Genomic DNA, 25,956 nt, shown 5'->3' with positions numbered 1-25,956 from the left:
ATGGCCCACGTCATCACCCAGAACTGTTGCAAGGACGCCAGTTGCGTCGCAGTGTGCCCAGTCGATTGCATCCGTCCCGACCCACGCGATGCCGGCCAGACGCCGATGCTGTACATCGATCCGCAAGCGTGCATCGACTGCGGCGCCTGCATGGACGAATGCCCCGTCGACGCCATCTACCCGGAGAACGAGCTGCCCCCGTCGCAACTGGCGTTCCGCGACCTCAACGCCGAGTACTTCGCGCAGCACCCACTGGTCGTCAACTATCCCACGCCCGAGCCGGTGCATCCCCCGGTGGCAGCGGGATCGTTCCGGGTCGCGATTGTCGGCACGGGTCCGGCCGCGCTATATGCCGCCGGCGAGCTGCTCCGCGTGGACGGCGTCGACGTCTCCCTTTTCGATCGGTTGCCTACGCCGTACGGTCTCATCCGCGCGGGCGTAGCGCCTGACCACCAACGCACGAAGGCGATCACGGACACCTTCGAGGTGTTGTTCAACGACCAGCATGTCCGCAGCTACCTCAATGTCGAGATTGGACGCGATCTGACTCATGACGAGCTCATCGCGCACCATCACGCTGTCGTCTATGCCGTGGGCGCTTCACGCAGCCGCGATCTCGGTATTCCCGGCGAGCACCTACCCGGCAGCCACGCCGCAGCACGCTTTGTTGCCTGGTACAACGGGCATCCCGACCGGACCGGCGATCGTTACGACCTCAAGACGGAGCGCGCGGTTATCGTGGGTAACGGCAATGTCGCTCTCGACGTCGCGCGCATCCTGCTCATGTCACGAGAGCAGCTGCACCACACGGATGTTCCAGACCACGCCGTGGATGTGCTGTCCCACAGCGATATCCGCGAGGTAGTACTCCTCGGTCGCCGGGGAGCGTCGCATGCCGCCTTCTCCGCCGCCGAGCTGATCGCGCTGGGTCACCTCCCGGGGGTGGACGTGATCGTGGACGCTGAAGACCTGACACCGCCCAAGGGCGCCGATCTCGATACCAAGGCCAAACTGCGGGTGCTCGAGGACTTTTCTCGACGTAAGACGTCGCCATCCCACAAACGGATCGTGTTCCGCTTCAATAGCGCACCCGTTGCAGTCGTCGGCGACCACCACGCCGAAGCACTACTCGTTACCGGTGGCGATGTCCTGGTGAGCCGCCTGGTGCTCAGGGCGATCGGCTACCTGGGCAACGCGATCCCGGGCCTTCCCTTTGATTCTGAAGCAGGCATCGTGCCCAACGACGGCGGACGGGTCACTGGTACGGCAGGCCGATTCTCCGGGGTGTACGTGACCGGCTGGATCAAGCGCGGCGCCAACGGGGTGATCGGCACAAACCGAGACTGTGCCCGTGAGACGGTCGGGAAGATCTGGGAGGACTTCGACGCCGGACTGCTCGCCCGCGATGTGAGCGACCTCGACCTGGTGCAGATCCTGAGCGCTCGCGGAGCTCACATCGTCGACAGCAGTGGTTGGCGGACAATCGATGCTGTCGAACGGGCGCGCGGCGCCGAGCGGAACCGACCCCGGGTGAAATTCACGGCGATACAGGACATGCTGGAGGCAATACGAGGATGACCGAGTTCCGGGACGACAGCAGAGCCCCGCACACGGACGTCGCGGTCAGCAGGATCGACCATGCGATGACGCGGCTCAACATCGCCACTGGCATACCATTCGAGCGCTTCCGCGCAGCTTTCGAGAGCGCGGTACCCGCTTTCAACCCCGAGCCCTATCTGGCTGATATCCGAGCAGGGGGGACATGGGACGATGTGAAGTCCAGGGTTGCGGCGTCAGCGCCCTACGATCTGCTGCTGTACGCGAGCATCGATGCCACTCCGATGATGAACGTGGCCGGCCACCGCGGCCAGGCGATCGAATACCTGATGGGCAACCACGTGATCGCCGAAACCATGTTTCGCCGCGACCGAAACGCCCTCCTCTATGCCCCACTGCGGGTCCTGCTCTTCAGCGACGAAGCGGGGGCCGCAGTCTTCGGCATCGACCAACCTTCCACCGTCTTCGCCGGACTGGGCGATTCCGAGATTGCAGCCACCGGAATCCTGCTCGACCGCAAGGTGGCAACAATGCTGCGAGCCATCGGCGTCGGGATCAGTGACGAGCTGACGGCCACAGCTGATCATCGAAACACCGAGCCACGCCGGTCGTAGTAGCCCGCTGCGATGTCATCCCTGCTGCCCGTCTGTGAATCGGGCGCGGATCTCGATATCGCTCGAGGTCGGTTCGTTCACGTCGCCACGGCTGGTGACGCAGACCCGCACCGGCCTACCTGTCCTCGAATCAACGAATCCCAATGGCGCTGAGCCGTTCTGGAGATACTTGTCGCCCCACTGTGTGAGCGCCATCAGGACGGGCAACAGGTCCTCGCCGGCGGTGGTGAGCCGGTACTCATCGCGAACGCGGCTGCCTGGTTCTCGGTATGGCACACGCTCAACGACGCCCGCAGTCTCAAGCTGCTTGAGCGCGCGGGACACCGCCGGCGCCGATGCTCCGATGCGGTCGACGAAGTCTTCGAACCGTGCAGTACCCCAAAAGCATTCGCGTAGTGCGAGAAATGCGGTCTTGGTGCTCAAAAGGTCGAGCACCTTGGCCACCGAGCAGATCTCCGGCTGCCACTGTTCCCGGCGGGCCAGCCGATCTTCGAGTTTCATCGACATGCCCCGATGGTAACTAACGATTGCGTTATCCAGCAATGTGTGATTGTATCTGGATAACGGTGTAGTTACTCAGATGGAGGAGTTCCGATGGTCGCAGTACAAGGTCGAGTCGTGGTCGTCACCGGCGGTCGGCGAGGTCTCGGCGCGGCGCTGGTCGACGAGGTGCTCAATCGCGGTGCCGCGAAGGTTTACGCGACAGCCCGCGAGCCCTACACCGATGCGCGCCCTGCGGTGGTCACCGAGGTGCTCGATGTGCGATCAGAGGCATCTGTCTCGTCGCTCGCTCGTCGTGCGAGCGATGCCGACATCCTCATCAACAACGCCGGCATCCTGATACCTGCGCCGCTTCTCACCGGTGCTGTCGCGGATGTTGCCGAGACGTTCGATGTCAATGCCCTGGGTCCACTGCGCGTCGCAACGGCTTTCGCGCCCATTGTCGGTCGCGGTGGCGGCGGGGCCATAGTCAACGTTCTCTCGGTGTTGTCCTGGCTCAGTGGCAGCGGTGCCTACGGGGCATCGAAGGCAGCCATGTGGTCTCTCACGAACTCGCTTCGTGACGAGTTGGCCGCGCAACAGACCCAGGTTCTCGGCGTCCATGCCGGATTCCTCGACACCGACATGGTCGCGGCGATCAACGTGCCGAAGACACCCCCGGCCGTGGCAGCGGCTCGCATCATCGACGCTTTGGAGAGCGGCGCCGCGGAGGTTCTCATCGATGACGCGAGCGTCGCGGCCAAGGCTGCGTTATCCGGCCCCGTCGAGAACCTCAGCATCAGCTTGCCCGGTTGATCTTGGCTGAGGAGATTTCAATGCCTTTGTGGACTATCTACCACGCCCCGGGTACTTTCACCGGCGCAGACAAACAGGAGTTGGCTGCGGCTGTCACCGAGCGCTACCGGGCGATCGGTCTCCCGCGCTTCTATGTCGTTGTCATCTTCCGCGAGACCTCGGCCGGCGACTTCTTCGTAGGTGGCGAACCGTCCAGTGCTGCAGTCCGGGTCGTCATCGAGCACATCGCTCGACAGCACCCTGACGCTGCCAGCAGACGTCGCGCCGCGCGCTGGATCAGCAACACCCTGGCCCCGTTCATGAGTAAGTACGACGGCGTTCATTGGGAGTTCCACGTCGATGAGACCAGCGAACAGTTGTGGATGGTGAACGGCCTCGTGCCTCCCCCCGGGGGATCGGACGCCGAAAAGAGTTGGGTCGCAGCCAATGCAGCCATCCCCTATGACAGAGTCGAGGAGAGCGTGTGACGCGCAACGACGAAGACGGAAAGCCAGGACTCGGCCGGTTCGGTGTTTTCGGCCGGGTGGTGAGTCCTGGTGAAGCCCAAGAGATCGAATCGCTGGGCTATGGAGCCATCTGGGTCGGCAACTCGCCATCGACCGATCTACGTTGGGCCGAACCGATGCTCGAGGCGACGACCACACTGCACGTGGCATCCGGAATCGTCAACATCTGGACCGGGGCCGCCGAGGAGGTGGCCGAGTCATTCCACCGTATTGATGCGAAGTATCCCGGCCGCTTCCTACTGGGAATCGGGGTAGGTCACCCCGAGGCGAACAAGACCTACAGCAAGCCACTCGACGCGCTCAACCGCTATCTCGATACGCTCGACCGCCACGGCGTACCTCAATATCGGCGTGCGATCGCGGCGATCGGCCCGCGTCTGCTCAAGCTGGCAGCAGACCGCAGCGCCGGCCCGCATCCTTACTTGACGACTCCTCAACACACAGCAGATGCGCGCGCCATCATCGGCGCCGAAGCCCTTCTTGCGCCTGAGCATAAGGTCGTCCGCACTGCTGACACCGGCCTCGCTCGTGCCATTGGGCGCGAAACGCTGGAGCTGTATCTCCAGCTCAAGAACGCGACAACGAACTTCGCTCGGCTGGGGTTCACTACGGACGATATCGCGATCCCGGGCAGCGATCGTCTCGTCGACGCGTTCGTCGCCCACGGTACCGCCGCTGACATTGCGGCAGCAGTGACCAAACATCTGGATGCAGGTGCAGACCATGTGCCGATCCAGGTTCTCGGGCCGCCCGATGGACTGATCCCGGCGCTTACCGACCTAGCCGAACCGCTCGGCCTGAAAGCTGGAGTACCACAATGGATTTCCTGATCACTGCTGACAAACTTGCGGCCGGCGCCGAGGCTTATCGCGCTCAGGAGGATCGCGTCGTAGCCGACTTGCGGGCCGAAGGGGTCATCTCAGCGGCGTATCGTCGTTGCGACGGCGGCGGCGTCGTCGGCATCGCACATGCGGCCGATCTCGCGACCTTGCGGTCGCAGCTCGCTCGCCTACCGTTCGTCTCACACGGACTCATGAAGTTCGAGTTTGTCGAGATTGTGACGCTATGACCCGGGCGTGTCTGGTCCACGGAGTCCCGGAGACGGCAGCGGTCTGGGACCTCCTGGTCGCAGAACTCGTGGCCTTGGGAGTCGAACAGCCGCTTCTTCTATCGCCGCCCGGTTTCGGTGCTCCGACACCCGACAATTGGGGTGGGACAGTCGACGAATACACGACGTGGCTAATCACCGAACTCGAATCGGTCGGCGGGCCCGTAGATCTTGTGGGACATGACTGGGGTGGCGGCCACGTTCTGAATGTGGCGATGACAAGGCCGGATCTCGTGCGTAGCTGGGCCTCAGATGTCGTGGGGGTCTTCGCCGCCGACTACGAATGGACTGGGCTCGCCCAACAGTGGCAGACACCGATAGTGGGCGAAGCGACCATCGAAGCCATGCTGGCCCAGACCGCCGATGAGCGGGTCGCGACCTTTGTCGCAGGTGGAATGAATCCGGGTATCGCTGCTCGCGTCGCCCCTGGCTTGGACGCCGTGATGGGCGACTGCATCCTCCAGTTGTACCGCTCGGCCGCACAGCCGAAGACCAGCGAGCTAGGTCGCAGGCTGGACGCTGCTGCTGCACGACCCGGCCTCGCTCTGATGCCCTCAGAGGACCACGGCGTCGGGACCGACGAGCAACGGGACCAGACAGCGGCACGAGCCGGTGCCCGCAGCCAGATTCTCGAGGGGCTGGGCCATTGGTGGATGACAGAGGATCCCCGTCGCGCGGCATCGATTCTGGTGGCGTTCTGGAAGTCGTTGGCGTGAAGCCACTCACGAAGACCTACCGCGGGCCGGTCACGGCACCGCTCCACCTGTACGCATCAACCGGAAGGCACGACAATGACCGCTAACACGAAACCCGGCCGCTTCTTGGCGTTGAACCTCTTCGACGTCGTAGACGAGGAGAAGTATGCCGCTTACTTCAGTCGTCTCGCGGCGGCAGCGCAGCCCTACGGCGGTTCCTGGGTTGCCTTCGGGCGGTTCCGTGAGAATGTCACCGGCGACCTCGTGCCACGCCAGGTCTTGCTCGTTGTGGAGTGGGAATCAGAAGAATCGTTCAACGCATTCCGTCAGGACCCCGCTCTGGCGGATCTGCACCCGCTGCGCGAGGACGGCACGTCGGCGTACATCTGGCAGACGTTCGACGGCCTGGATCTCTTTGACCCAGCTCTATCGTTCGATTCGATCCGCTCCGTCCTCAAGCCATGATCCGATCGGTGCCTGACCCGGCCAGGTGTCAGCCGACGGGAGCCAACATGACCGTCGGCTCGAGGCGCCCGCGCAGCACCTCGGAGCCGCACTCGCTCCACTGCGCGCGTTCGGCCGCGGTGGCACCGATCAGCGCCACCGCCGAGCACAACGCGCGAGCCGGCGTGAGCTTGGCCCGGTCGGCCAGCCGCGCCGCCTCGTTCACGGCGTCCCCGATCACGGTGTACTCGTAGCGGTGCTCGGCGCCGATATTGCCCGCGAACACCGGCCCGGCCGACACCCCGATGCCGAAGTCCACCACCGGAAGCCTGCGCAGCGTGACCGCCAGTGCGCGGGCGGTCGCCAACGCATCCGAGGCCGCTGCGGCGCTCGGCAGCGGCGCACCGAACACGGCCAGCACCGCATCACCCTGGAATTTGTTGATCAGTCCGCCGTGCTCGTCGACTGCGGCGACCACGATCTCGAAGAAGTGGTTGAGCACTTCGGCGACCTCGGATGGTGAGCGCGACTGCGCCAGCTGGGTGGATCCCACGAGGTCGACGAACAGGACCGCGGACTCGCGTACCTCACCGGTCAGCGTGCCGGTCTCGCTGACCGCGCGACTGACCACGTCGGGACCGACGTGCCTGCCGAACAGATCACGCAACCGGTCCCGTTCGGCCACGCCGGCGACCATCCGGTTGAACCCGCTCTGCAGCCGGCCGATCTCGGAGCGCTCGTACACCTCGACCCGGGCGTCGATCTCGCCGTGCTCGACCTTGGCCATGGCGTCGACGACATCACGCACCGGATCGGAGATCGACAAGGCGGCGATCGACATACCGCGGAACCCCACCAGAACCGAGATGAGGGCAAGCACGACGACGGGGAGCTCGATCGAGGCGGTCTTCTCGATGATCCAGCCGTGCGAGTGCATCACCACCACGACGGCGATACCGACCGTGGGCAGCGCGCTGGACATCAGCCACATCAGCAGCAGCCGGGCCAGCACGCCGGGGGTTCGGTCGCGCCCGGGTGTCGTGGTGTGTGCGGCCGCGGTGATGGGCCGCAGTGTGCGCTGGATGAGCAGAAGGGCGGCACCGGCCGAGGTGGTGGCGCCGAACATCATCGCCATCGCGATCAGCCAGGCCGCGGGCGCACCACCGTCCCGGTTGACGATCATGAACACCACACCGCTGACGGTCCACACACCGGCCAGCACGGCTGACTGGTTGCGCAGCAGCCGGCGCACGAAGGCCCGGTCGGCGGGGCGGGGTGGCTCGCCGGCGGTGAACCACTGCAGCTTCACGTCGACGACGTAGATGGCGTAGGCGATAACGGCGCCGATGCCGAGCACCGACAGGATGATCCCGGCGATCAGGGTGTCCCTGGCGAAGACGGTCTGCGCTTCGGGCACCACTTCGTTGCGCAGCGGCATGATCAGGACGGTGAGTTCGGCAGCGGCCAGCAGCTGACCGAATGCCAGGGCTCTGGCGTAGCGGACCCTCAGCCTGCTCGCCGTCATAGCCGTAGACGCTACTGCGGGGCGACGGCAGAATCACGCTCTCAGAAAATGAGAGCAGAACTATCCAGCCGCTCCGGTGATGCGTAACATCCGCGACGTGAGATTCGGAATCCCGCTCGGCGGGGTGCATCCCGGGCTGTGGCCGGAACTGACGGTCCGGGCCGAGGAGCTGGGCTACGAATCGGTGTGGCTGCCCGAGCACCTGGTCCTGCCGGCCACCATGTCCGGTAGCCCGCACCAGGGGGACAGCCATCCGCCCATTCCGCCGCAGACGCCGATGTATGACGCCATCGCCTATCTGGCGTTTCTGGCCGGGCAGACCAGCACGATCCGGTTCGGCACCTACGTCTACAACATCGGACTGCGCCACCCGTTCGTCAGCGCGCGGGCCGCCGCCACCCTCGACATCGTCTCGGGCGGCCGGTTCGAGTTCGGGATCGGGGCCAGCTGGTTGCGTGAGGAGTGGGACGCCGTCGGGCTGGACTTCGCCACCCGCGGTGCCCGCGTCGACGAGGCGCTGCAGGTGTGCCGGGCGCTGTGGACCGAACCGACCGTCGAGCACCACGGGCGCTTCTTCGACTTCGACGCCGTGGCGTTCGAGCCCAAGCCTGTCCAGGCCGGTGGCCCGCCGATCCACGTGGGCGGGGATGGACCGCCCGCCCTGCGACGGGTGGCGAAGTTCGGGGCGGGCTGGATCCCGATGAACCACACGCTCGAGCAGATTCCGGCATCGCTGACCAGTCTCACCGCGCTGTGGGAGGAGCACGGCCGCGCCGGGCGCCCGGAGGTGACCACCTCGGCACCCGCGGGATCGGCCGACGACGTCGCGCGAGCGGCGGAGGCGGGTGTCGACCGGTTGATCGTCATGCCCTGGACGCGGACCCGCGAAGCCCTCGACGGGATCGCCCGCTTCGCCGAGGACGTGCTGGCCGCGGTCCGGTGATGGTGCGATGACCATCCGTCCGGCCGACATCCTGCTCACCGATCGGGTGGCCGTCGTCACCGGTGGCGGGGCCGGTATCGGACGCGGAATCGCTTCGGGGATGGCGCAATTCGGTGCCAGGGTCGCGATCTGGGAGCGCGACCCGCAATCCTGTGCGGCCACTGCCGACGAGCTCGGGATCCTGGGTGTGGTTGCCGACGTGCGCGAGGCGGCCGCCGTCGATGAGGCCCTGGAGCGCACCCGTGCCGAGTTGGGGCCGGTGGACATCCTGATCAACAATGCCGGGGGAGTGTTCGCCTCACCGCTGCTGGATACCGGCGAAAAAGGTTGGGACGCTTTGTACCGGGCCAATCTTCGGCATGTGCTGCTGTGCACGCAACGCGTCGCTCGGCAGATGGTGGCCGAGGGCCGGGGCGGTAGCGTCATCTCGCTCACCTCGATCGAAGGAGCGCGGGCAGCACCGGGTTACGCCGCGTACGCCGCCGCCAAGGCGGGCGTGATCAACTACACCAGGACGGCCGCGTTCGAACTCGCCCCGCACGGGATCCGGGTCAACGCCATCGCGCCGGACATCACCGTGACCGAGGGGCTGCAACGGCTGTCACCGGATGGCATCCGACCCGAGCTCAGCCGCGCGGTGCCGCTCGGCAGGCTCGGCGACGTCGATGACATCGCCTCGGCGGCAGTCTTTCTCGCTTCCGATATGGCCCGCTACATCACCGGCCAGACGCTGCACGTCGACGGTGGTACCCAGGCCGCCGGCGGGTGGTATCACGACGACGCAACCGGCTCCGCGCGCTTCGGCCCGACCTGAAGCAGGACCGCGGCGGCCAGCACGCAGAGCGCGACGGCACCGATGGTCGCCGGTACCGACACCGCGACCAGGAGAGCCCCGCCTGCGGCGCCGGCGAGCATGGCGCTGATCGAGGCGATCCGGCGCCCCGGATGAGCGCCCGGTCCGCCCGCGATACGGCTGTCGGCGGCCAGTCCCGTCACGGTCAGTGTCAGCACCGTGGTGGTCAGGTCGGGCACCGCCATCCGCCGGGCGGTGCTGTTCTGCAGTCCGAACGCGAACGCCAGGACCGCCACGATCGGTGCCCGCCCCACCGCGGAGGTGCCCAGCACCGCCAGAGTAGCCGCACCTGCTGCGAGCAGCAGTGCCTGCACACCCAGGACGCTGGACGGCCAGGCCCGGGTGGTGCCGATGCGGTGACCGACCGCGCCGCCGGTCAGCGCGCCGAACATGAACGCCCCCAGTGCAATCAGGGCCAGCGTCGCGGACAGTCCGGAACTGCGGTTGGCGGCGAAGCCCAGGAAGACGACGTTGCCGGTCATGTTGGCGACGAACACATGCCCGAGTCCCAGATAGGACACCGCGTCGACGAGTCCGGTTCCCACGGTCAGGAGCAGCAGGGCAGCCTGGGTAGTACGCATACGGTGCCCAACCGCCGGCGCGGCGATTTGTTCCCCGCCGCCGATTTGTCCCACATTCCCGACCATCCAGGCCGGACTCGAACGTATGGTGTGGCCGTGACCGACACCACCAAACCCCTGGCAGGCAGAGTCGCCTATGTCACCGGCGGGGCACGCGGCCAGGGCCGCGCGCACTGCATCCGGCTGGCGCAGGCAGGCGCGAACATCGTCACCATCGACGCCTGCGGTCCTGTGGGCAAGCACATCGGCTACGAGCCGGCCACCCCCGAGGACCTCGCCGGCACCGTGCGCCTCGTCGAGGACGAGGGTGTCAAGATCAGCGCTGAGCGGGTCGACGTCCGTGACCTCGACGGTCAGAAACGCGTAATCGCCAGTGCTGTCGAGCAATTCGGCCGCCTGGATATCGTCGTCGCCAACGCCGGAGTGATGAGCTGGGGCCGGGTCTGGGAGATCCCGCCGGAGATGTACCAGGAGATCGTCGACATCAACCTCACCGGCTTCTTCAACACCGTGCAGGCGACGGTGCCGGTGATGATCGAGGCCGGCAACGGCGGGTCCATCATCGCGATCAGCTCGTCGGCCGGCGTCAAGGCCGTGCCGGGCGCCGGGCACTACTGCGCCGCCAAGTTCGGCGTTGTCGGGATGGCCAATTCGCTGGCGCTGGAAGTCGGCGAGTACGGGATCCGGGTGAACTCGGTGCACACCTATGGCGTCGACACCGCGCTGGGCAATGACCTGTCGATGTACGAGATGTTCCAGAAGCATCCGCACTTCGTGTACAGCTTCTCGCCCGGCGCGCTGCCCACCGAGTCGCTCATCGCGCCCAAGGACGTCAGCGAGGTGGTGCTGTTCCTGGCCAGCGACGCGTCGTCACTGCTGACCGCGGCGCAGATCCCCGCCGACAAGGGCTACATGAAGGTGTAGTCGCTAGGCTTGCGCGCCAAGGCTTTCCACGGCGATGGACTTGGCCCAGCGGTAGTCGGCCTTGCCCGCAGGCGAGCGCACCACCTTGTCGGTGCGGATGAAGGCCTTCGGCAGCTTGTAGTGCGCGATGTGGGCCGAGCAGGCTTGTGCGAGTTCCTCGTCGGTGGCCGACTTGCCTTCGGCGAACTGCACGATGGCCACCACTTCGTTGCCCCAGCGCTCCGAAGGCCGGCCCGCCACCACCACGTCGTACACCGCCGGATGACTGGCGACCGCGCGCTCGACCTCCTCGGCGAAGATCTTCTCGCCACCGGAGTTGATGGTTACCGAATCGCGGCCGAGCAACTCGATCTGGCCGTCGGCCAGGAGGTTCGCTCGGTCGCCGGGAATCGACCAGCGCACCCCGTCGATGGTCGGGAAGGTGCGTGCCGTCTTCTCGGCGTCACCGAGGTAGCCCAGCGGCACATAGCCGCGGCGGGCCAGCCAACCCTCGCCCTCACCGGGCTGCAGGACCCGGGTGAAGTCGGCAGACACCACCGTGGTGTCGGCCAGTGCGGTGAAGGTCGCCGCCTTGGCGTCCGCGCCTTTGGTGGAAACCGTCGTCATCTGTGCGCCGGACTCCGAGGAGCCCACCGCATCCATCACCATGATGTTGGGCAGTGCCTCCAGGAGTTGGTCGCGGACCGTCGGCGACAGCGGTGCGCCGCCGTTGGTCATCACGAACAGCCCGGACAGGTCGTAGGAACCCGTGACGATCTCGTCGAGCAACGGGCGGGCCATCGCGTCACCCACCAGCGGGATGCTCAGCACTCGTTCCTTCTCGGCCAGCCGCAGCACGCCCTTGGCGTCGAGGTGTTTGACGTTGTCGGGCAACGCCACCCAGCCGCCGGTGCTGATGGTGTTGTAGACACCCCACTGGGCGGCGCCGTGCATGAGCGGGGGGAGCAGCAACAACGATCGAATGCCGGCGTTGGTACGGGCCTGCTCGGCAAGGTCCTCGTAGCTATTCAGGTCCCCGCCGCCCGTGAAGGGCCGCCCGCCCATCGCGGACATGAAGATGTCGTGCTGACGCCACAGCACACCCTTGGGCATTCCGGTGGTGCCGCCGGTGTAGAGGATGTACAGGTCGTCCCCGGTGGGGGTGGGCATGCCGCTGGCCGGTGCGGGGGTGTCGATGATGGATTCGTAGTCCACGGCCCCGGGCAGCAGGTCGTTGCCGGAGTCGTCGGCCACCTGGATCAGCAGCTGTAGCTCGGGTAGCTGATCGCGGATGGCCGCGACGCAGGGTGCGAACTCGGCGGCGTAGACCAGCGCCTTGGCCGCCGAGTCGGTGAGCAGGTAGAGCAGCTCTTCCTCGACGTAGCGGTAGTTGATGTTGAACGGCGCCACCCGGGCCCGGTACCCGGCCACCATCGCTTCGAGGTATTCGTTGCCGTTGCGCAGGTACAGGCCGATGTGGTCCTGGCCGGACTCGTGGCCTTGCAGTTTGTCCCGTTCGGTGTGGCAGCCCAGGCCCTGGGCGACCAGGTAGTGCGCGATGCCGTCGATGCGGGCGTCCATCTGGGCGTACGTCAGATCCAGGTCGCGCCAGACCAGCACCCGGTGGTCGGGGAGCGTGGTGGCGACGGTGTGGAAGACCGTTGACAGGTCGAAACTGGCGTCGCTGCTGCCCATGGACTCTCCTGCGCTGTGTGGCCGGTACTAGAACACGTTCTAGTGTGCCAGAGGCCACATGTCGACTTGGCGTCCCAGGGTCAGTGCATGGCGACGCCGGTCCCGGAATTCTCGCCGCGCTGGACGAACAGACTCAGCACCGCACCTACGGCCGCGGCGGCCGCACCGACCCACAGCGAGATCTGCAAACCGGCGATAAAGGCCTCGTGGCTGCCGCTGGCGATGGCGGCGGTGAGCTGGGGCGGTGCGCCCGGGATCGACGGAGCCAAGCCCTTGGTCACCAGTTCTTCTGCGGGAGCGAGCTTTTCGGCCACGGGCAGGGGGGTGCCCGCGGCGGTCAGCTTCTCGGTGAGGACCGAGCCGACCTTGCTCGACAACACCGAGCCCAGGATGGTGGTGCCCAGCACCGCACCAAGTTGCACCGAGGTGCTCTGCAGGCCACCGGCCACCCCGGCGTCCTCGACCGGGGCGTTGCCCACGATCGCGTCCGAGCTGGCCGTCAGCACCAGGCCGATGCCCAGACCCAGCAGGACGAAGGCCGGCCAGATCGCACTGTAGGCGGAGTCCGCCTGCAGCTGGCTGAGCAGGGCCAGCCCGCCCGCGGCGCCCAGCAGACCGGCCACCATCGCCGGACGCGGGCCGAACCGCTGGGTGAGGGCGCCCGACGCCGGGGCGGCGACCATCATCGCCGCCGATAGGGGCAGGGTCCGTACGCCGGTCTCCAGCGGGCTCCAGCCCTGCAGGTTCTGCAGGTAGAGCGTCATGAAGAACAGCGCACCGAAGAGCGCGAAGAAGTTGATCATGGTCGCGGCGACGCCGATCGACAACGAGCGGTTGGCGAACAGCCGCAGCGGCAGCATCGGATCGGCGGCATTGCGTTCGGCGATGATGAACCCGCCCATCAGCACCGCGCCACCGATCATGAAGGCGATCGTCTTCGGGTCCAGCCAGCCCCACGTGGGCGCCTCGATCAGGCCGTAGACGACGAGGAACAAGCTGCCGGACAGGGTCAGGATGCCTGCCACATCCAACCTGCCGCCGCTCTCACCGCGACTCTCCACGATCGCCGCGGCGCCGATGACGACGGCCACGATCGCGATGGGCACATTGATATAGAACACCGACTCCCAGTTGAAGTGCTCGATGAGCAGTCCGCCCAGGACCGGGCCGGCGGCCACTGACACGCCCGAGGCCGCGCCCCAGATGCCGATGGCGGCGTTCAGCTTGTGCGGCGGGAACGCACTACGGATGATCGCCAGCGTGCTGGGCATGAGCAGCGCGCCGAACACGCCTTGCAGCGCGCGCATGGTGATGACTCCGCCGACGGAACCGATCAGCCCGATGCCGACCGAGGTCACCGCGAAGCCGACCACGCCGACCAGGAACATCAGGCGCCGTCCGAACAGGTCGCCGAGCTTGCCGCCGAAGATCAGCAGCGAGGCCAGGCTGAGCAGGTAGGCGTCGGTGATCCACTGCAGGTCCGACAGGGAGGCGTTGAGGTCGGCGGCGATCCTGGGATTGGCGATCGCGACGACAGAGGCGTCCAGGCCGACCATGATGACGCCGACCGATACCGCCGCCAGAATCCACCAGGGATTGCCTCGCGGGCCCGGCGTGGGCCGCGCGTGCCGGCCACCCTGGGGCCGTTGGAGTGTAGTGATAGCCACGTTAAGCTTCCTCTCAGTAAGTGGAGGTTATCCACCACTTCTTGGAAACGACGATAGGCACAAGTGGTGGTACGCCTCCACTTGTAGGCGTACTCTGACGTGGTGATTCCTCACGCATCACCGAGTGAAGAGCGATCCAGGCCACTTCGGGCCGACGCCGAACGCAATCGCGAACGGATCGTCAACGCGGCTGCCCGACTGTTTGCTGAGCAGGGTCTGTCGGTACCTCTTGAAGACATCGCGCGCAGCGCCGGGGTCGGCGTCGCGACCCTCTACCGGCGATTTCCCACCCGCACCGATCTCGCTACTGCCGCCTTCGAATGCAATATGTCGTCCTACGTGGAGGCGGTGGAGAGGGCGCTTGCCAACCCCGACCCGTGGGATGGCTTCTGTGCGCTGGTGTTCGACCTCTGCGCCATGCAGGCCTCTGATCCGGGTCTGCGGGCGCTGCTGACCACCGCGTTCCCGGCCAGTTCGGTCATCGAGGTCCGGGTCGCGGAGACCGTGGCGAAAGTCGAGGAACTCATCGACCGCGCTCAGCGGCAGGGGGCGCTGCGGCCCGACATCGAAGTGGGTGACGTCGTCGTGATGCTGCTGGCCAACGCCGGGGTGCTGGAGGCCACCCGCGAGCATGCGCCGGACGCCTGGCGCCGTTTCGCCGCCCTGATGGTGGATTCCTTCCGGGTCGGCGCGCACGGACCGTTGCCGCCACCGACCCCGGCTGAAGAGCTCCGAAGCTCGATCGCCATGCTGACGGGTGACACCTTGCGGATCCCCGCCGACAGTTGAGCTAAGGAGCAGCCGTGACCGATCGTGCGCGCATCGACTTCCCGTCCCGCATCGGAGTGTGGTGGGGTGGCACCGCCTGGCCCATGCCCGCCGCCCAGGAGGTGGCGCGCGAGATCGAATCGCTGGGCTACGGTTCGCTGTTCATCCCCGAGATCGGACTCAAGGACTGCCTGGTCGAGTCGGCCGCTCTGCTCGAAGCCACCGACAAGCTGGTGATCGGCACCGGCATCGCCAACATTCACGCCCGGCTGCCGATGGTGGCCGAAGGCGGTGGGCGCACTCTGGCGGCGCTTCATCCCGGCCGGTTTGTGCTCGGCCTCGGCGTCAGTCACGGCCCGCTGGTGGAGAACGCCTTCGGTCTGACCTATGACAAGCCGCTGGCCACCATGCGGACCTACCTCGAGCGGATGGCCGCGCTACCCGACTTCATCGAAGGCGGTGTGCGGCCGCCGCGATTGCTGGCGGCGTTGGGCCCCAAGATGATCGAGCTGTCCGGCACGATGGCCGACGGCGCGCATCCCTATCTGGTGAACCCCGAGCAGACCGCCACCACCCGCGAGATCCTCGGCCCGGACAAGTGGATCGTGTCCGAACAGGCCGCCGTCGTCGAAGGTGACGCCGACGAACAGCTTCGCCGGGCACACCTGCACCTCGAGGTGTATTCGGGCCTGCCGAACTACCGGAACTCGTGGCTGCGTCAGGGATTCGACGAGTCCGACTTGGTCAAGGGCGGCTCCGACCGGCTGGCTCGGGGCATCGTCGGCATGGGTTCGGTGGAGCAGGCCGCCGCCTCGGTGACCGCCCACCTGGATGCCGGCGCCGACCATGTCGTGGTGCAGGTACTCGGTGACGGCAACCCGATGTGGGATCCGCGCCCGTCGCTGCGCGAGCTGGCAGCCGCCTTCGGGCTCTGAGTGGGTCTACGGGTTGATGGTGTTCTCGCCCACCTGACGTCCCCACACATACTCGGTGAGGATCGGCTGGCCCAGTTCGAAGTGGTTGTAGGGCGCCAGTGAGGCACCGTAGTCGGCCACCAGGAACGGCGCCGGCCAGAAGTCGTGGGTGATCTCCTGCCAGCAACCCGGTGCGCCACCCGGCCCGCCCCTGGCATTCACCCGCGGCAGGTTGTCGGGATACACGTACGGGTTCGGCGCGCCGGTGAGCCCGATGTGGAAGTCGATGGAGTAGCCATTGCCGCCGGCGCTTTCCTTGGCCTTCGAGGTCGCGTAGTTGCGGATCATGCAGAACAGCTCAGGGCTGTAGGTGTCCAGCAGCCGGGTGGTGGTCACCAGATCACGTTGGCCCACAATGAAATACGGTGCACCGCGCTCGAAGACGTCGGCTCCGGTGTTGCCGAAGCCGGTCGAGGCCAGCAGCGCCGCGTCCAGATCGCCCTGCTGCTGATTGAGCGTGCCCGCCGTGGTCACGGCGTGATCGAGGAACGCCCAGAAGTCGGGCGAGGCCTGGGTGTAGACATCGGCAAGGTTGGCCAACTGCCGGATGTTGGAGCGGATCTGCGGCATCTGCGGATTGATGTCGTCGAGCACCGCGTTGCCGTTGCGGACCGACTGCCCGAACTTGGTGCCCAGTCCGTTGAGCGCCTCGGCGGCCGCGGACAGCGTGAGGTTGAGCTTCACCGGATCGACCTTCTCCGAGATCGACGTCAGCGTCTCGAACAGGGTGTTGAACTCGGTGGTCACGTGGGTGACGTCGATGACGTCGGCGCTCGAGATCCGCTGTGGGGTGGGGTTGTCGGGGCTGCGGAAGGACACGTACTTGTTGCCGAAGACGGTGGTGGCCTTGATCTCGGCGATCGCGTTGGCCGGGATCAGGTGGATGTACTTCGGGTTGACGTCCAGCGACAGCTTGGCCTGGGTGGCGCCGTCGCGGTTGATGGCGTCCACACCGGTGACCCGGCCGATCTCCACCCCGTTGTAGGTGACCTTGGAGCCGGGGTCCATGACCAGGCCGGCCCGGTCGGAGATCATGGTCAGCCGCGTCTTGGGGGTGAACTCGCCCCGGAACTGCATGTAGACCAGCACGAGGAGGATGGTCAGCAGGATCGCGGCGACGGTGAACGCCGTCTTGATCGGCGGGTGGAACTGCCAATGCCGGGTGTGTTCCTGCCACCAGCCCGTGGTCGGGCTCTTCGAGGCACTCACCGGCGGCCGCTATGGCTCTGGTCGCCCGGGTGGACCGGGGCGACGGGTCGGACAAGCACTGGCGATCCCCTCCGCCTAGCCGTTCAGTGCACCTTGTCCTCACTATGGCACGGCACGAGCACCGTTCCGGACTTTCAGCAAAACGATTGACGTGACGATCCCCGGCGGTGGCGTAAAGTGTGATGCCGGTCACACCAGGACGGGTCAGGCGGTCTGGACGGCCTGCCGGGCGCGCTCAGAAACGGGTTGCAGCGCAGGGTATTTCGGTTCCCGGCCGTCCCCCGACGAGCGTCCGCGCGCGTGGCGCCACACCCACGGGATCAGCAGCCCGCGCGTCCACTGGGCCTGGGCGTACATCCGCAGCCAGAATCCGGTGCGCTCCACGTCGGCACTCGGTCGGGCCCAGTCGCCGTTGCTGCCCGGCAGATTGAGCGCCTCGGCGGCGGCCTCGGCGAACAACCTGTGGCCTAGCGCTGAGGCGTGCATGCGGTCGTGGCTCCAGATGCGGGTCTCCGCCATCGACGGGGCGCTGTAGAGATCGACCAGCCCGAAACCGTGGTGGCGCGAGGCGGCGACGATGACGTCGTTGATCTGGCGGACTCGGGCGTCGATCAGCCGCCCCACCGGGAGCATCCGGGCGACCTCGGGGAACGTGGTGGTGACCACCGTCGCACTGGAGGCCGCCAGTCGCGAGTAAACCTCGTCGAGGTCGGTCAGCGCGGCAGTGAACGCCTTTCCGGGCCTGGTCACGTCGTTCATCCCGATGCAGACGGTGATCAGGTCGGGCTCCATGGCCAGGGCGCGCGGCAGCTGGTCGTGCAGAACGTCGCCGATGCGTCGCCCGCGAACGGCGAGGTTGGCGTACAGCAGTCCGGGCCACTGGGCGTCGACGAGCGCGGCCAGGCGGTCGGCGAACCCGATCAGTCCGGTGGTGTCGTCGCCGTCCCACAGACCCTCGGTTTGGCTGTCGCCGATCGCGACATAGCGGGCGAACCCGATGTCCGACATGATGTCGGACTCTAGTGGCCGCGCCGGACGTACGATCGGCACGCAGCGGAAAGGTGGTGTGTACAGACGGTGAAGTTGAAGTCTGCGACGCCACCTGTTGCGGCCGAGGTCACCCCGCGCCAGCGCCTCATCGATGCGCTGGCGGCGTCGATCGCCGAGGTCGGCTATTCGGCGACCACCGTGGCCGACATCGTGCGCCGGGCCCGGACCTCGCGCCGAACCTTCTACGAGCACTTCTCCGACCGGGAAGCCTGCCTGGTCGCACTCCTCGGTGACACCAACCGGGCCGCGACCGAGGTCATTTCCGCGGCCGTCGATCCGGCGGCGCCGTGGGAGACCCAGATCCGCCAGGCGCTGGCGGCCTGGATTGCCAACGCGGAATCGCACCCTGCGGTGATGCTCAGCTGGATCCGCGACCTGCCCGCGCTCGGCATGGCGGCCCGCGAGTTGCAGCAACAGGCCACCGAGGCGTTCATCACGCTCATCCAAACCCTCAGCGACACCGAGGAATTGCGTGCCGCCGGCATCAACACGGTTTCCCGTCAGCGGGCCATCATGCTGATCGGCGGCCTGCGTGAACTCACCGCGATGACCGTCGAGAGCGGCGGCCGGATGCGCGACGTCACCGAGGAGGCGGTCGCCGCGGCGATCGCGCTGCTGGGCCCTACCGGGTGAGCCAGGCGCGAACCTTGTCCAGTTCGCGGGTGTACATCTCGTACATCTCGTCATCGAAGAACGACGCCCCGCTGATGGCCTGATCGCCCTGCCAGATCACCCTGATCCGGTGCTTGTCACGGGTGTAGACGTCGGCACGGTCCGCCTCGCGGGTGTTCCAGCCGTGCCCCTCGCCGAACTCGCGCAGAGCCTGCCGCTCGCCGCTGACAGCCATCTGTCCATCTCCTCGTCGAAGGTCTAGTGCCGTGACCAAGGGTACGGGGGTGGACTGAGAGCAGATGGGTTGTGCCCCTCGGTACAGCGGCGTACCGTGACTGGTACAGCGATGTACCGACGTGAGGGGTGACCGGATGGCTCAGGCGACGACGGATCCGATCCGGCTCCCGCCCGGGCCACGCACGCCCAAGGCGGTCCAGGGCTTCCAGTTCCTCGCCTCGCGGCGCGCGTCGGTCGGCGCGCTGGCCCGCCGCTACGGTCCCAGCCTCACCCTGAACCTGCCGATCTTCGGCAAGACGGTCCTGATCAGCGAACCCGACCTCATCAAGGAGCTGTTCACCGCGAGCACCGACCTAGTGGAGCGGGCCACCAACCTCGGCGAGGTGCTGGGCCCCGGCTCGACGTTCAGTCTCGACGGCGACGAGCACCGGGCCCGGCGCAAGCTGCTGGTGCCGCCCTTCCACGGCAAGCGGATGCACAGCTACGAGGCGGTGGTCGAAGAAGAGGTGATGCGCGAGGTCGCTACCTGGCCCGAAGGTGTCGAGTTCGAGACCCTGCCGTCGATGATGCGGATCACCCTCAACGCGATCCTGCGCACGGTCTTCGGTGCCGAGGGCGCGGCGTTCGACGAACTGCGTGACCTGCTGCCGCGCACCGTCGAGGTGGGATCGCGAATGGTGGTGCTGCCGAGATTCTTCCGCCGCGACTTCGGTTCGCGCAGCCCGGGCGGGACGATGCGCCGGTTCCGGCGCCGCTACGACGAGATCATCGACTCGCTGATCGCCGACGCGCTGGCCGACCCGAACTTCGAGGACCGCACCGATGTGCTGTCCCTGATGCTGCGGGCGCGCTATGACGACGGCTCCCGGATCTCCAACAGCCACATCGCCGACGAACTCCTCACCCTGCTGACCGCCGGTCACGAGACGACCGCCACCACCCTGGCCTGGCTCATCGAGCGGGTGCGCCGGCATCCGGAATTGCTTGAGCGGCTCACCTGGGAAGCCGACGCCGGCGGATCCGAGCTGCAGCAGGCCACCATCTGGGAAGTCCAGCGGGTGCGGCCGGTCATCGACGGCACCTCGCGGCGCACGGTGACCAGAATGCGACTGGGCGAGTGGGTGATCCCGGAGAACCACGTGGTCATGGTCAGCATCGCGCTGGCGCACGCCTCGCGGTCCCGGTTCCCCGAGCCCTCGGCATTCGATCCGGATCGGTTCGTGGGCAATCCCCCCGACAACTACGCGTGGATCCCGTTCGGCGGCGGTATCCGCCGCTGCATCGGGGCGGCGTTCGCCAACATGGAGATGAACGTGACGTTGCGAACCTTGTTGCGCGAGTTCACGTTCGAGCCCACGGACGATCCCGGGGAATCCCTGCACTACCGCGGGGTCGCCAACGCCCCGGCTGCCGGTGGTCTGGCGGTCGTGCGTCGGCGTAGCGACGTTTACCGGCCGAACGGCCCGGCCAGTGCGCTGGCCACCAGTTCGTAGGCGACGTTCTCCTGCTGGTGTACCCCGGGAAAGAAGTAGTACCCGTGCGGCATGCCCTCGGGGTAGTAGTCGACGACCTCGGTGCCTGCCTCGCGCAGTGCGGTGGCGAAGGCCTTGGCGGAGTCCACAATCGGATCGTGGGTGCCGGCGGTGACGAACGTCAGCGGATACCCGCGCAGGTCGCCCTCGATAGGGCTGACCCAGGGGTGGTTCCACGGCGTTGAGGACACGTAGGCACCGCGGATGAACCCGGCGAACGCCATGTCGTAGACGATGCCGCGTGGTGCCTGGCGCAGGAACGAGTCCCAGCGTTCGAACTGGAAGTCCGGCATGGCACCCAGCATCACCACCGCATCGGGGAGTCGGACGCCCTCGTCGCGCGCCCGCAACGGGATCGCGGCCGCGAGATTGGAGCCCGCCGAGTCCCCCGCGACGGCGATGCGTGCGGGGTCCCCGCCGAGTTGGTCGCCGTTGTCGCAGACCCATCGGTAGACGTCGAAGACGTCGTCGAACGGTGTCGGGAATGGAAATTCCGGGGCGCAGCGATAATTCACGGACACGACCAGCGCGCCGTTGGTGATCGCAAGCTTGCGGGTCAGGAAGTCGCAGTCCTCCGATGATCCCACCGTGAACCCGCCACCGTGCAGGTAGACGATGATCGGCAGGGCCTGCTGCGAGGAGCCCTCCGGCCGGAACAGCTGGCAGCGGGCCACCCCGTCGCGCACCGGTAGATACACCTGGTCGACGTCCACTCCCGGCACCGCCTCGGCTCCTGTCGGGGGAACCAGCGACGGGTCCGGCTGGTGGCCGTCGCCGATGTATCCGCTGCGCACCGGCGCAATCATCAAGTCCCGCAATGCGACCGGCTTCCTGTTGTTGGCGATCACCCGGTACATCGGCATCGCCGGATCGTCCGGGGCGACGTAGCTGAGTCCGTCGATGGCGACCGGCGCGGTCACATCGGTCAGACCGGCTGGCACAGAACGCAACGCTGCGGGGATCACGTGGCCCATAGTAGGGACACGGCCGGGCGCCGGGCCGGCGGCGAGCAAGGAGTGAGCCATGGCAACTTCACCGGAGGACATCCGCATCCCGTCGCACGGCGAGGAGCTGGCGGCCTACCTGTACCGGCCGGATTCGTCGGGTCCGCGGGTGCCCTGCGTGGTGATGGCGCACGGCTTCTCCGCGACCCGCGATGACGGTTTGCCCGGCTATGCCGAGGCTTTCCGCGACGCGGGATTTGCGGTTGTGCTCTTCGACTATCGGCACTTCGGCGCGTCGAGCGGGCAGCCCCGACAGCTTCTGGACATCGGCAGGCAGCACGACGACTATCGGGCCGTCGTGCACTGGGCACGGCAACGCGATGACATCGACTCGAATGGCATCGTGCTGTGGGGGTCGTCGTTCAGCGGTGGACATGTGTTGGCTGTGGCGGCCACGGATCCGGGTATCGCCGCGGTGGTGTCGCAGGCGCCGTTCACCGACAGCCTGCCAACCGTGCGTGAGATGCCGGTGTCCAACCTGCTCAGAGCGACTGCAGCCGCGATACGGGACCGCGTCGGTGCGGCCCGTGGCCGCGACCCGATCCTGATCCCGGCCGTTGCGGCCCCCGGCAGCTTCGCGGTGATGACGGCGCCCGATGCACTGCCCGGGTTCGAGGCGATCGTGGCTGCCCGCTCACTGTGGCGCAACGAGGTCGCCGCCCGGTTCGTGCTGACCCTGCCGTTCTACCGGCCGGTGCGCGCGGCCGCGCGGTTGTCGATGCCGGTGCTGGTCTGTGTCTGCGACGAGGACACCACCACACCTCCGGGCTCCAGCATCAAGGCCGCCCACGCCGCACCGCGCGGAGAACTCAGGCGCTATCCCTACGGCCACTTCGCGATCTATCACGATCCGCAGGTCAAGGCCGACCAGGTCGAGTTCCTGCGCCGCGTGGTCAAGTCCGCGCAGCAGGCGTAGATCCGGGCCGCGATGGGCATAGCTAGGGGCATGAGCGACGATCTCGACCGCGCACCCCGGGAGAATCCCACCAAGGACCAGTCGGAATGGGTCACCGGCGACGAACCCATGACGGGACCGCAACGCAGCTATCTGGGCACGCTGGCCCAGGAGGCCGGAATCGAGGTACCGGCACATATGACCAAGGCGCAGGCCTCTGAACTCATCGACGAATTGCAGCAGAGCACCGGACGCGGTGCGTGATCGCCTCAGCCCTGGCGGGCACGGGCGGTGAGTTCGACTGCCGCCGATCGCAATTCGTCGGCGGAGTTCAGGGGTTTGCCGAACCCGACCCGGGTGTAGGCCGCCGCAGGGCCGCGCGGAGTGCTGACCCGCAAGTCCATGCCGTAGCGGTCGATGCTGGTGCACACCGCCGCGGTGGCGTCGGGATAGCCGCCCAGTGTGCGGGCCATCGCCGCCAGCGAATCGGCGTGATCGGTGTTCAGATGGGCGATCGCACCGGCGGCGTGCGGTCGAACCGGGTCCGGCGCGGCGGCGGTGTAGTCCTGCGCCGTCGCGGAATCCATCCGGCCGTAACCGCCCACCCAGCGGACCCGGTGCACACGCAGCACCCACAGCGAGAAGTCGGAATAGTCGATGTAGTACTTCGCCGCCTCCACGGCGGCGAGGTGCGCGTCGCGCGCCGCCGCCAACTCGTCGCCCGCCGGGTGTTCGACCACCCCGGCCAGCGTGATGCGCCCACTGGCCAACGGATCGGTCTCCGTCGTGGGCGCCACGATCGCCAGGCTCGCGCGGTGGTCGTGGGCGAGGTTGCGACCGTGCTCGGCCATGTGCGAAACGCACAGCACCGGCGCGCCCTCCAGCAGTCCGTAGGTGACGAACGAGGCCCACGGATCACCGGAGGTGGTGAGGCTTGCCAGCACCCCGGTGTTGGTGGACGCGGCGATGGTGCGGGCTTCTTCGGCGGCCGACGGCCGCGTCTCGTCGACGACCGGGATGAGCGGCGGCGGTACCGACGGGGCATCGCCCGGGTCGCCATGATCACGGGAGGCCACGTCGGCACCATACCGCGACTGTCGGATCGAACTCCGGGCCCGCGTCGGCAATGGCGCCAAAGCGCCACCCGGCAGCGCGATGGGGGAGCACGATCGTGACGATCGCGTTCACCTTCGCGACCCGCTGTGGACGTCCCGGCGCCACCGGATCGCCACCTGCTCACAAGAAGGTTCAGTCATGAAGACCGCACGTCTGATCGCCGTCCTTGCCTCCACCGCAGTCGTCGCCTCCGCCGTCGCCTGCGCACCGCCCGAGAAGAAGAGTGGGGGCGAGCAGACCAACTCCGGTGTCGCCGCAGCCCAGGCGACCTCGGCTGCCGACTTCGGGGGCATGGACGGTCTGGTCGCCGCGGCCAAGAAGGAAGGCGAACTCAACGTCATCGCGCTTCCGCCGGACTGGGCCAACTACGGCGCCATCATCAAGGCCTTCGGCGACAAGTACGGCATCAAGGTGAACTCGGCGCAGCCCGACGCCGCCAGCCAGGACGAGATCAACGCCGCCAACCAGCAGAAGGGCCGCAGCACCGCCCCGGACGTGTTCGACCTCGGCCAGTCGGTGGCGCTGGCCAACACCGCGCTGTTCGCGCCCTACAAGGTGGCCACCTTCGACAGCATCCCGGCGGGGATGAAGGACCCGAACGGCACCTGGGTCAACGACTACGGCGGCTACATGTCGATCGGCTACGACTCGGCGAAGGTGCCCGACATGAGCTCGGTCAACGATCTGCTCAAGGCCGATTACAAGGGCAAGGTCGCGCTCAACGGCGACCCCACCCAGGCCGGTGCGGCGTTCTCCGGCGTGGCGATGGTGGCACTGTCGCAGGGTGGTTCGGCTGATGACATCGCCCCCGGAGTCGGGTTCTTCGGCAAGCTCAAGCAGGCCGGCAACTTCCTGCCCGTCGACCCGACCCCGGCGACCATCGAATCCGGCCAGACCCCGGTGGTCATCGACTGGGACTACCTCAATGCCGCCGAGACCAAGAAGCTGCCCAGCTGGAAGGTGTTCGTCCCGCAGGGCGCGGTCCTGGGCGGGTACTACTTCCAGGCGATCAACAAGGATGCGCCGCATCCGGCCGCCGCGCGGTTGTGGCAGGAGTTCCTCTACAGCGACGAGGGTCAGAACCTGTTCCTCGGTGGCGGTGCGCGGCCGGTGCGCGCCGATGCGATGGTGAAGGCCGGAACCATCGACGCCGCCGCCTACGAGAAGCTGCCCGCCGTCAGCGGCACCCCGGTGATCCTGACCCAGGAGCAGACCGACAAGGCCACGAAGTACCTGGCCGACAACTGGGCCAAGGCGATCGGCTGACCCGGATGGCAGGCGGTATCGCGGGTCGGCGGCTGCGCGAAGCGATCCCGCTACTGCCGTTCGGGTTGTTCGTCGGGATCTTCCTGATCGTTCCGACGGTCACCGTCGTCGTCTCGGCGTTCTACCTCGACGGGCAGTTCTCGCTGGATCGCATCGCCCTGCTGTTCTCCGGCACGGCGCTGTCCGCACTGGGCAAGAGCGTGCTGCTCTCGGCCAGCACGGCCGCGCTCGGTGCGGTCCTGGGTGCCCTGCTGTCCTGGCTGGTGGTCAGCAGCCCGCCCACCTCCCTGCTGCGGCGGGTGGTGCTGTCGCTATGCAGCGTGCTCGCCCAATTCGGCGGGGTGGCATTGGCTTTCGCGTTCCTGGCCACTATCGGACTCAATGGTGTTCTGACGGTCTGGGTGTTCGACCGGTTCGGTTTCAACCTGGCCGGTGACGGCTGGCTGTACTCGTTGCGCGGCCTGATCCTGGTGTACACCTACTTTCAGATCCCGCTCATGGTCATCGTGTTCACCCCCGCGCTGGAAGGCCTGCGGGCCGAGTGGCGCGAAGCCGCGGTGAGCTTGGGGGCGTCGCGCTGGGACTACTGGCGTGAGGTGGGCTTCCCGTTGCTGACGCCCGCATTCCTCGGTTCGGCACTGTTGTTGTTCGCCAACGCTTTTGCCGCCTATGCCACCGCCGCCGCCCTGGTGAGCCAGGGCAGCCCGATCGTGCCGCTGCTCATTCGCACCGCGCTGACTTCGGAGGTGGTCTTGGGCCAGTCCGGGTTCGCCTACGCGCTGGCTCTGGAGATGGTGGTGGTGGTCGCGGCGGTGATGGCCGCCTACAACCTGCTGGTGCGCCGCACCGCGAGGTGGCTGCAGTGAGCCGGGTGGGGCGCGCGATCCTGTTGGGCGCCTTCGCCGT

29 protein-coding genes are annotated in these 25,956 nt (G+C 67.1%); 19 read left to right on the top strand and 10 right to left on the bottom strand.

All coding sequences use genetic code 11. The features are described 5' to 3' along the window. Entirely contained in the window at nt 1–1,578 is a 1,578-nt protein-coding gene (locus BN3385_RS01350; protein WP_059014362.1) for an FAD-dependent oxidoreductase, read from the top strand. Then, nucleotides 1,575–2,171: a DUF302 domain-containing protein gene (locus BN3385_RS01345; protein WP_059014360.1), complete on the top strand. Its 597-nt coding sequence runs from the start codon at nt 1,575–1,577 to the stop codon at nt 2,169–2,171. The genes BN3385_RS01350 and BN3385_RS01345 overlap by 4 nt, the downstream gene beginning before the upstream one ends. Nucleotides 2,172–2,186: 15 nt before the next feature. On the opposite strand, the gene BN3385_RS01340 is transcribed toward BN3385_RS01345, so the two are convergent. Next, nucleotides 2,187–2,672, bottom strand: a complete 486-nt coding sequence (locus BN3385_RS01340; RefSeq protein ID WP_059016268.1) for a winged helix-turn-helix transcriptional regulator — start codon at nt 2,670–2,672, stop codon at nt 2,187–2,189. A 93-nt stretch (nt 2,673–2,765) separates the two neighbouring features. On the opposite strand from BN3385_RS01340, the gene BN3385_RS01335 reads away from it, so the two are divergent. The 6 genes from BN3385_RS01335 to BN3385_RS01310 all read left to right on the top strand — a co-directional run bounded on the left by BN3385_RS01335 (nt 2,766) and on the right by BN3385_RS01310 (nt 6,241). Then, nucleotides 2,766–3,467 carry an SDR family oxidoreductase gene (locus tag BN3385_RS01335; RefSeq protein WP_059014358.1) on the top strand — a complete coding sequence of 234 codons (702 nt, stop codon included), beginning with the start codon at nt 2,766–2,768 and terminating at the stop codon, nt 3,465–3,467. A gap of 20 nt (nt 3,468–3,487) precedes the next feature. Continuing rightward, the gene (locus BN3385_RS01330) at nt 3,488–3,934 is read left to right on the top strand and encodes a tautomerase family protein (protein ID WP_059016267.1); all 447 of its coding nucleotides are present in this window, start codon (nt 3,488–3,490) and stop codon (nt 3,932–3,934) included. Continuing rightward, nucleotides 3,931–4,803 carry an LLM class F420-dependent oxidoreductase gene (locus tag BN3385_RS01325; RefSeq protein WP_059014356.1) on the top strand — a complete coding sequence of 291 codons (873 nt, stop codon included), beginning with the start codon at nt 3,931–3,933 and terminating at the stop codon, nt 4,801–4,803. Before BN3385_RS01330 ends, BN3385_RS01325 begins: the two co-directional genes overlap by 4 nt. Beyond that, a complete protein-coding gene (locus BN3385_RS01320; protein WP_059014354.1) occupies nt 4,791–5,042 on the top strand; it encodes a hypothetical protein in 252 nt (83 codons plus the stop codon). The genes BN3385_RS01325 and BN3385_RS01320 overlap by 13 nt, the downstream gene beginning before the upstream one ends. Further along, complete coding sequence (locus BN3385_RS01315) at nt 5,039–5,797, top strand: alpha/beta fold hydrolase (protein ID WP_059014352.1); 759 nt, start codon at nt 5,039–5,041, stop codon at nt 5,795–5,797. The genes BN3385_RS01320 and BN3385_RS01315 overlap by 4 nt, the downstream gene beginning before the upstream one ends. 75 nt (nt 5,798–5,872) lie before the next feature. After that, nucleotides 5,873–6,241, top strand: coding sequence for a DUF1330 domain-containing protein (locus tag BN3385_RS01310; RefSeq protein WP_059014350.1), 369 nt, complete (start codon nt 5,873–5,875; stop codon nt 6,239–6,241). A 28-nt stretch (nt 6,242–6,269) separates the two neighbouring features. Here the strand turns inward: BN3385_RS01310 and BN3385_RS01305 are convergent, their stop codons facing one another. Continuing rightward, on the bottom strand, nt 6,270–7,745 hold the full coding sequence (locus BN3385_RS01305; protein WP_059014348.1) for an adenylate/guanylate cyclase domain-containing protein: 1,476 nt from the start codon (nt 7,743–7,745) through the stop codon (nt 6,270–6,272). 97 nt (nt 7,746–7,842) lie between these two features. On the opposite strand from BN3385_RS01305, the gene BN3385_RS01300 reads away from it, so the two are divergent. Continuing rightward, the gene (locus BN3385_RS01300; RefSeq protein WP_059016266.1) at nt 7,843–8,688 is read left to right on the top strand and encodes an LLM class F420-dependent oxidoreductase; all 846 of its coding nucleotides are present in this window, start codon (nt 7,843–7,845) and stop codon (nt 8,686–8,688) included. Between the two features lie 7 nt (nt 8,689–8,695). Beyond that, nucleotides 8,696–9,502, top strand: a complete 807-nt coding sequence (locus BN3385_RS01295; protein WP_059014345.1) for an SDR family NAD(P)-dependent oxidoreductase — start codon at nt 8,696–8,698, stop codon at nt 9,500–9,502. On the opposite strand, the gene BN3385_RS01290 is transcribed toward BN3385_RS01295, so the two are convergent. Continuing rightward, nucleotides 9,460–10,122, bottom strand: a complete 663-nt coding sequence (locus BN3385_RS01290) for a YoaK family protein (protein ID WP_059014343.1) — start codon at nt 10,120–10,122, stop codon at nt 9,460–9,462. The two genes, BN3385_RS01295 and BN3385_RS01290, sit on opposite strands and share 43 nt — an antisense overlap. Nucleotides 10,123–10,218: 96 nt before the next feature. Here BN3385_RS01290 and BN3385_RS01285 point away from each other — a divergent pair, with 96 nt between their 5' ends. After that, nucleotides 10,219–11,046: a mycofactocin-coupled SDR family oxidoreductase gene (locus tag BN3385_RS01285; protein WP_502688029.1), complete on the top strand. Its 828-nt coding sequence runs from the start codon at nt 10,219–10,221 to the stop codon at nt 11,044–11,046. 3 nt (nt 11,047–11,049) lie between these two features. Here the strand turns inward: BN3385_RS01285 and BN3385_RS01280 are convergent, their stop codons facing one another. Further along, nucleotides 11,050–12,720, bottom strand: coding sequence for an acyl-CoA synthetase (locus BN3385_RS01280; RefSeq protein ID WP_059014339.1), 1,671 nt, complete (start codon nt 12,718–12,720; stop codon nt 11,050–11,052). Between the two features lie 80 nt (nt 12,721–12,800). Further along, the gene (locus BN3385_RS01275; RefSeq protein ID WP_059014337.1) at nt 12,801–14,387 is read right to left on the bottom strand and encodes an MFS transporter; all 1,587 of its coding nucleotides are present in this window, start codon (nt 14,385–14,387) and stop codon (nt 12,801–12,803) included. Nucleotides 14,388–14,489: 102 nt separating this feature from the next. Between BN3385_RS01275 and BN3385_RS01270 the strand changes: the two genes are divergently transcribed. Continuing rightward, nucleotides 14,490–15,176 carry a TetR/AcrR family transcriptional regulator gene (locus BN3385_RS01270; protein ID WP_231748610.1) on the top strand — a complete coding sequence of 229 codons (687 nt, stop codon included), beginning with the start codon at nt 14,490–14,492 and terminating at the stop codon, nt 15,174–15,176. Between the two features lie 14 nt (nt 15,177–15,190). Further along, the gene (locus BN3385_RS01265) at nt 15,191–16,090 is read left to right on the top strand and encodes an LLM class F420-dependent oxidoreductase (RefSeq protein WP_059014333.1); all 900 of its coding nucleotides are present in this window, start codon (nt 15,191–15,193) and stop codon (nt 16,088–16,090) included. Between the two features lie 6 nt (nt 16,091–16,096). On the opposite strand, the gene BN3385_RS01260 is transcribed toward BN3385_RS01265, so the two are convergent. Further along, entirely contained in the window at nt 16,097–17,338 is a 1,242-nt protein-coding gene (locus BN3385_RS01260; protein WP_082690220.1) for an MCE family protein, read from the bottom strand. A gap of 204 nt (nt 17,339–17,542) precedes the next feature. Continuing rightward, complete coding sequence (locus BN3385_RS01255) at nt 17,543–18,346, bottom strand: SGNH/GDSL hydrolase family protein (RefSeq protein WP_059014330.1); 804 nt, start codon at nt 18,344–18,346, stop codon at nt 17,543–17,545. A gap of 69 nt (nt 18,347–18,415) precedes the next feature. Here BN3385_RS01255 and BN3385_RS01250 point away from each other — a divergent pair, with 69 nt between their 5' ends. Continuing rightward, nucleotides 18,416–19,021 carry a TetR/AcrR family transcriptional regulator gene (locus BN3385_RS01250; RefSeq protein ID WP_156432481.1) on the top strand — a complete coding sequence of 202 codons (606 nt, stop codon included), beginning with the start codon at nt 18,416–18,418 and terminating at the stop codon, nt 19,019–19,021. On the opposite strand, the gene BN3385_RS01245 is transcribed toward BN3385_RS01250, so the two are convergent. Then, nucleotides 19,011–19,235: a hypothetical protein gene (locus BN3385_RS01245; RefSeq protein WP_059014328.1), complete on the bottom strand. Its 225-nt coding sequence runs from the start codon at nt 19,233–19,235 to the stop codon at nt 19,011–19,013. The two genes, BN3385_RS01250 and BN3385_RS01245, sit on opposite strands and share 11 nt — an antisense overlap. A 136-nt stretch (nt 19,236–19,371) precedes the next feature. Between BN3385_RS01245 and BN3385_RS01240 the strand changes: the two genes are divergently transcribed. After that, a complete protein-coding gene (locus BN3385_RS01240) occupies nt 19,372–20,730 on the top strand; it encodes a cytochrome P450 (protein ID WP_059014326.1) in 1,359 nt (452 codons plus the stop codon). Here BN3385_RS01240 and BN3385_RS01235 read toward each other — a convergent pair. Continuing rightward, nucleotides 20,685–21,743, bottom strand: a complete 1,059-nt coding sequence (locus BN3385_RS01235) for an alpha/beta hydrolase (RefSeq protein ID WP_231748609.1) — start codon at nt 21,741–21,743, stop codon at nt 20,685–20,687. The two genes, BN3385_RS01240 and BN3385_RS01235, sit on opposite strands and share 46 nt — an antisense overlap. A gap of 49 nt (nt 21,744–21,792) precedes the next feature. Here BN3385_RS01235 and BN3385_RS01230 point away from each other — a divergent pair, with 49 nt between their 5' ends. Together BN3385_RS01230 and BN3385_RS01225 are read left to right on the top strand one after the other, a co-directional pair. Continuing rightward, nucleotides 21,793–22,689 (top strand): alpha/beta hydrolase, encoded by an 897-nt coding sequence (locus BN3385_RS01230; protein WP_059014324.1) that lies wholly within the window; start codon nt 21,793–21,795, stop codon nt 22,687–22,689. Between the two features lie 30 nt (nt 22,690–22,719). Continuing rightward, entirely contained in the window at nt 22,720–22,932 is a 213-nt protein-coding gene (locus BN3385_RS01225) for a DUF3072 domain-containing protein (RefSeq protein WP_059014323.1), read from the top strand. 5 nt (nt 22,933–22,937) lie between these two features. On the opposite strand, the gene BN3385_RS01220 is transcribed toward BN3385_RS01225, so the two are convergent. Next, a complete protein-coding gene (locus BN3385_RS01220) occupies nt 22,938–23,744 on the bottom strand; it encodes a HugZ family pyridoxamine 5'-phosphate oxidase (RefSeq protein ID WP_059014320.1) in 807 nt (268 codons plus the stop codon). Between the two features lie 178 nt (nt 23,745–23,922). On the opposite strand from BN3385_RS01220, the gene BN3385_RS01215 reads away from it, so the two are divergent. Both BN3385_RS01215 and BN3385_RS01210 read left to right on the top strand, forming a co-directional pair. Further along, on the top strand, nt 23,923–25,050 hold the full coding sequence (locus tag BN3385_RS01215) for an ABC transporter substrate-binding protein (RefSeq protein ID WP_059014318.1): 1,128 nt from the start codon (nt 23,923–23,925) through the stop codon (nt 25,048–25,050). A gap of 5 nt (nt 25,051–25,055) precedes the next feature. Then, the gene (locus BN3385_RS01210; RefSeq protein WP_059014316.1) at nt 25,056–25,916 is read left to right on the top strand and encodes an ABC transporter permease; all 861 of its coding nucleotides are present in this window, start codon (nt 25,056–25,058) and stop codon (nt 25,914–25,916) included. Nucleotides 25,917–25,956: the final 40 nt, after the last annotated feature.

The organism is Mycobacterium sp. M26, assembly GCF_001494595.1.
In the GTDB taxonomy this organism is placed as follows: domain Bacteria; phylum Actinomycetota; class Actinomycetes; order Mycobacteriales; family Mycobacteriaceae; genus Mycobacterium.
Note: the sequence above shows the minus strand (reverse complement) of the source record. Positions and strands in the feature narration are given on the sequence as shown.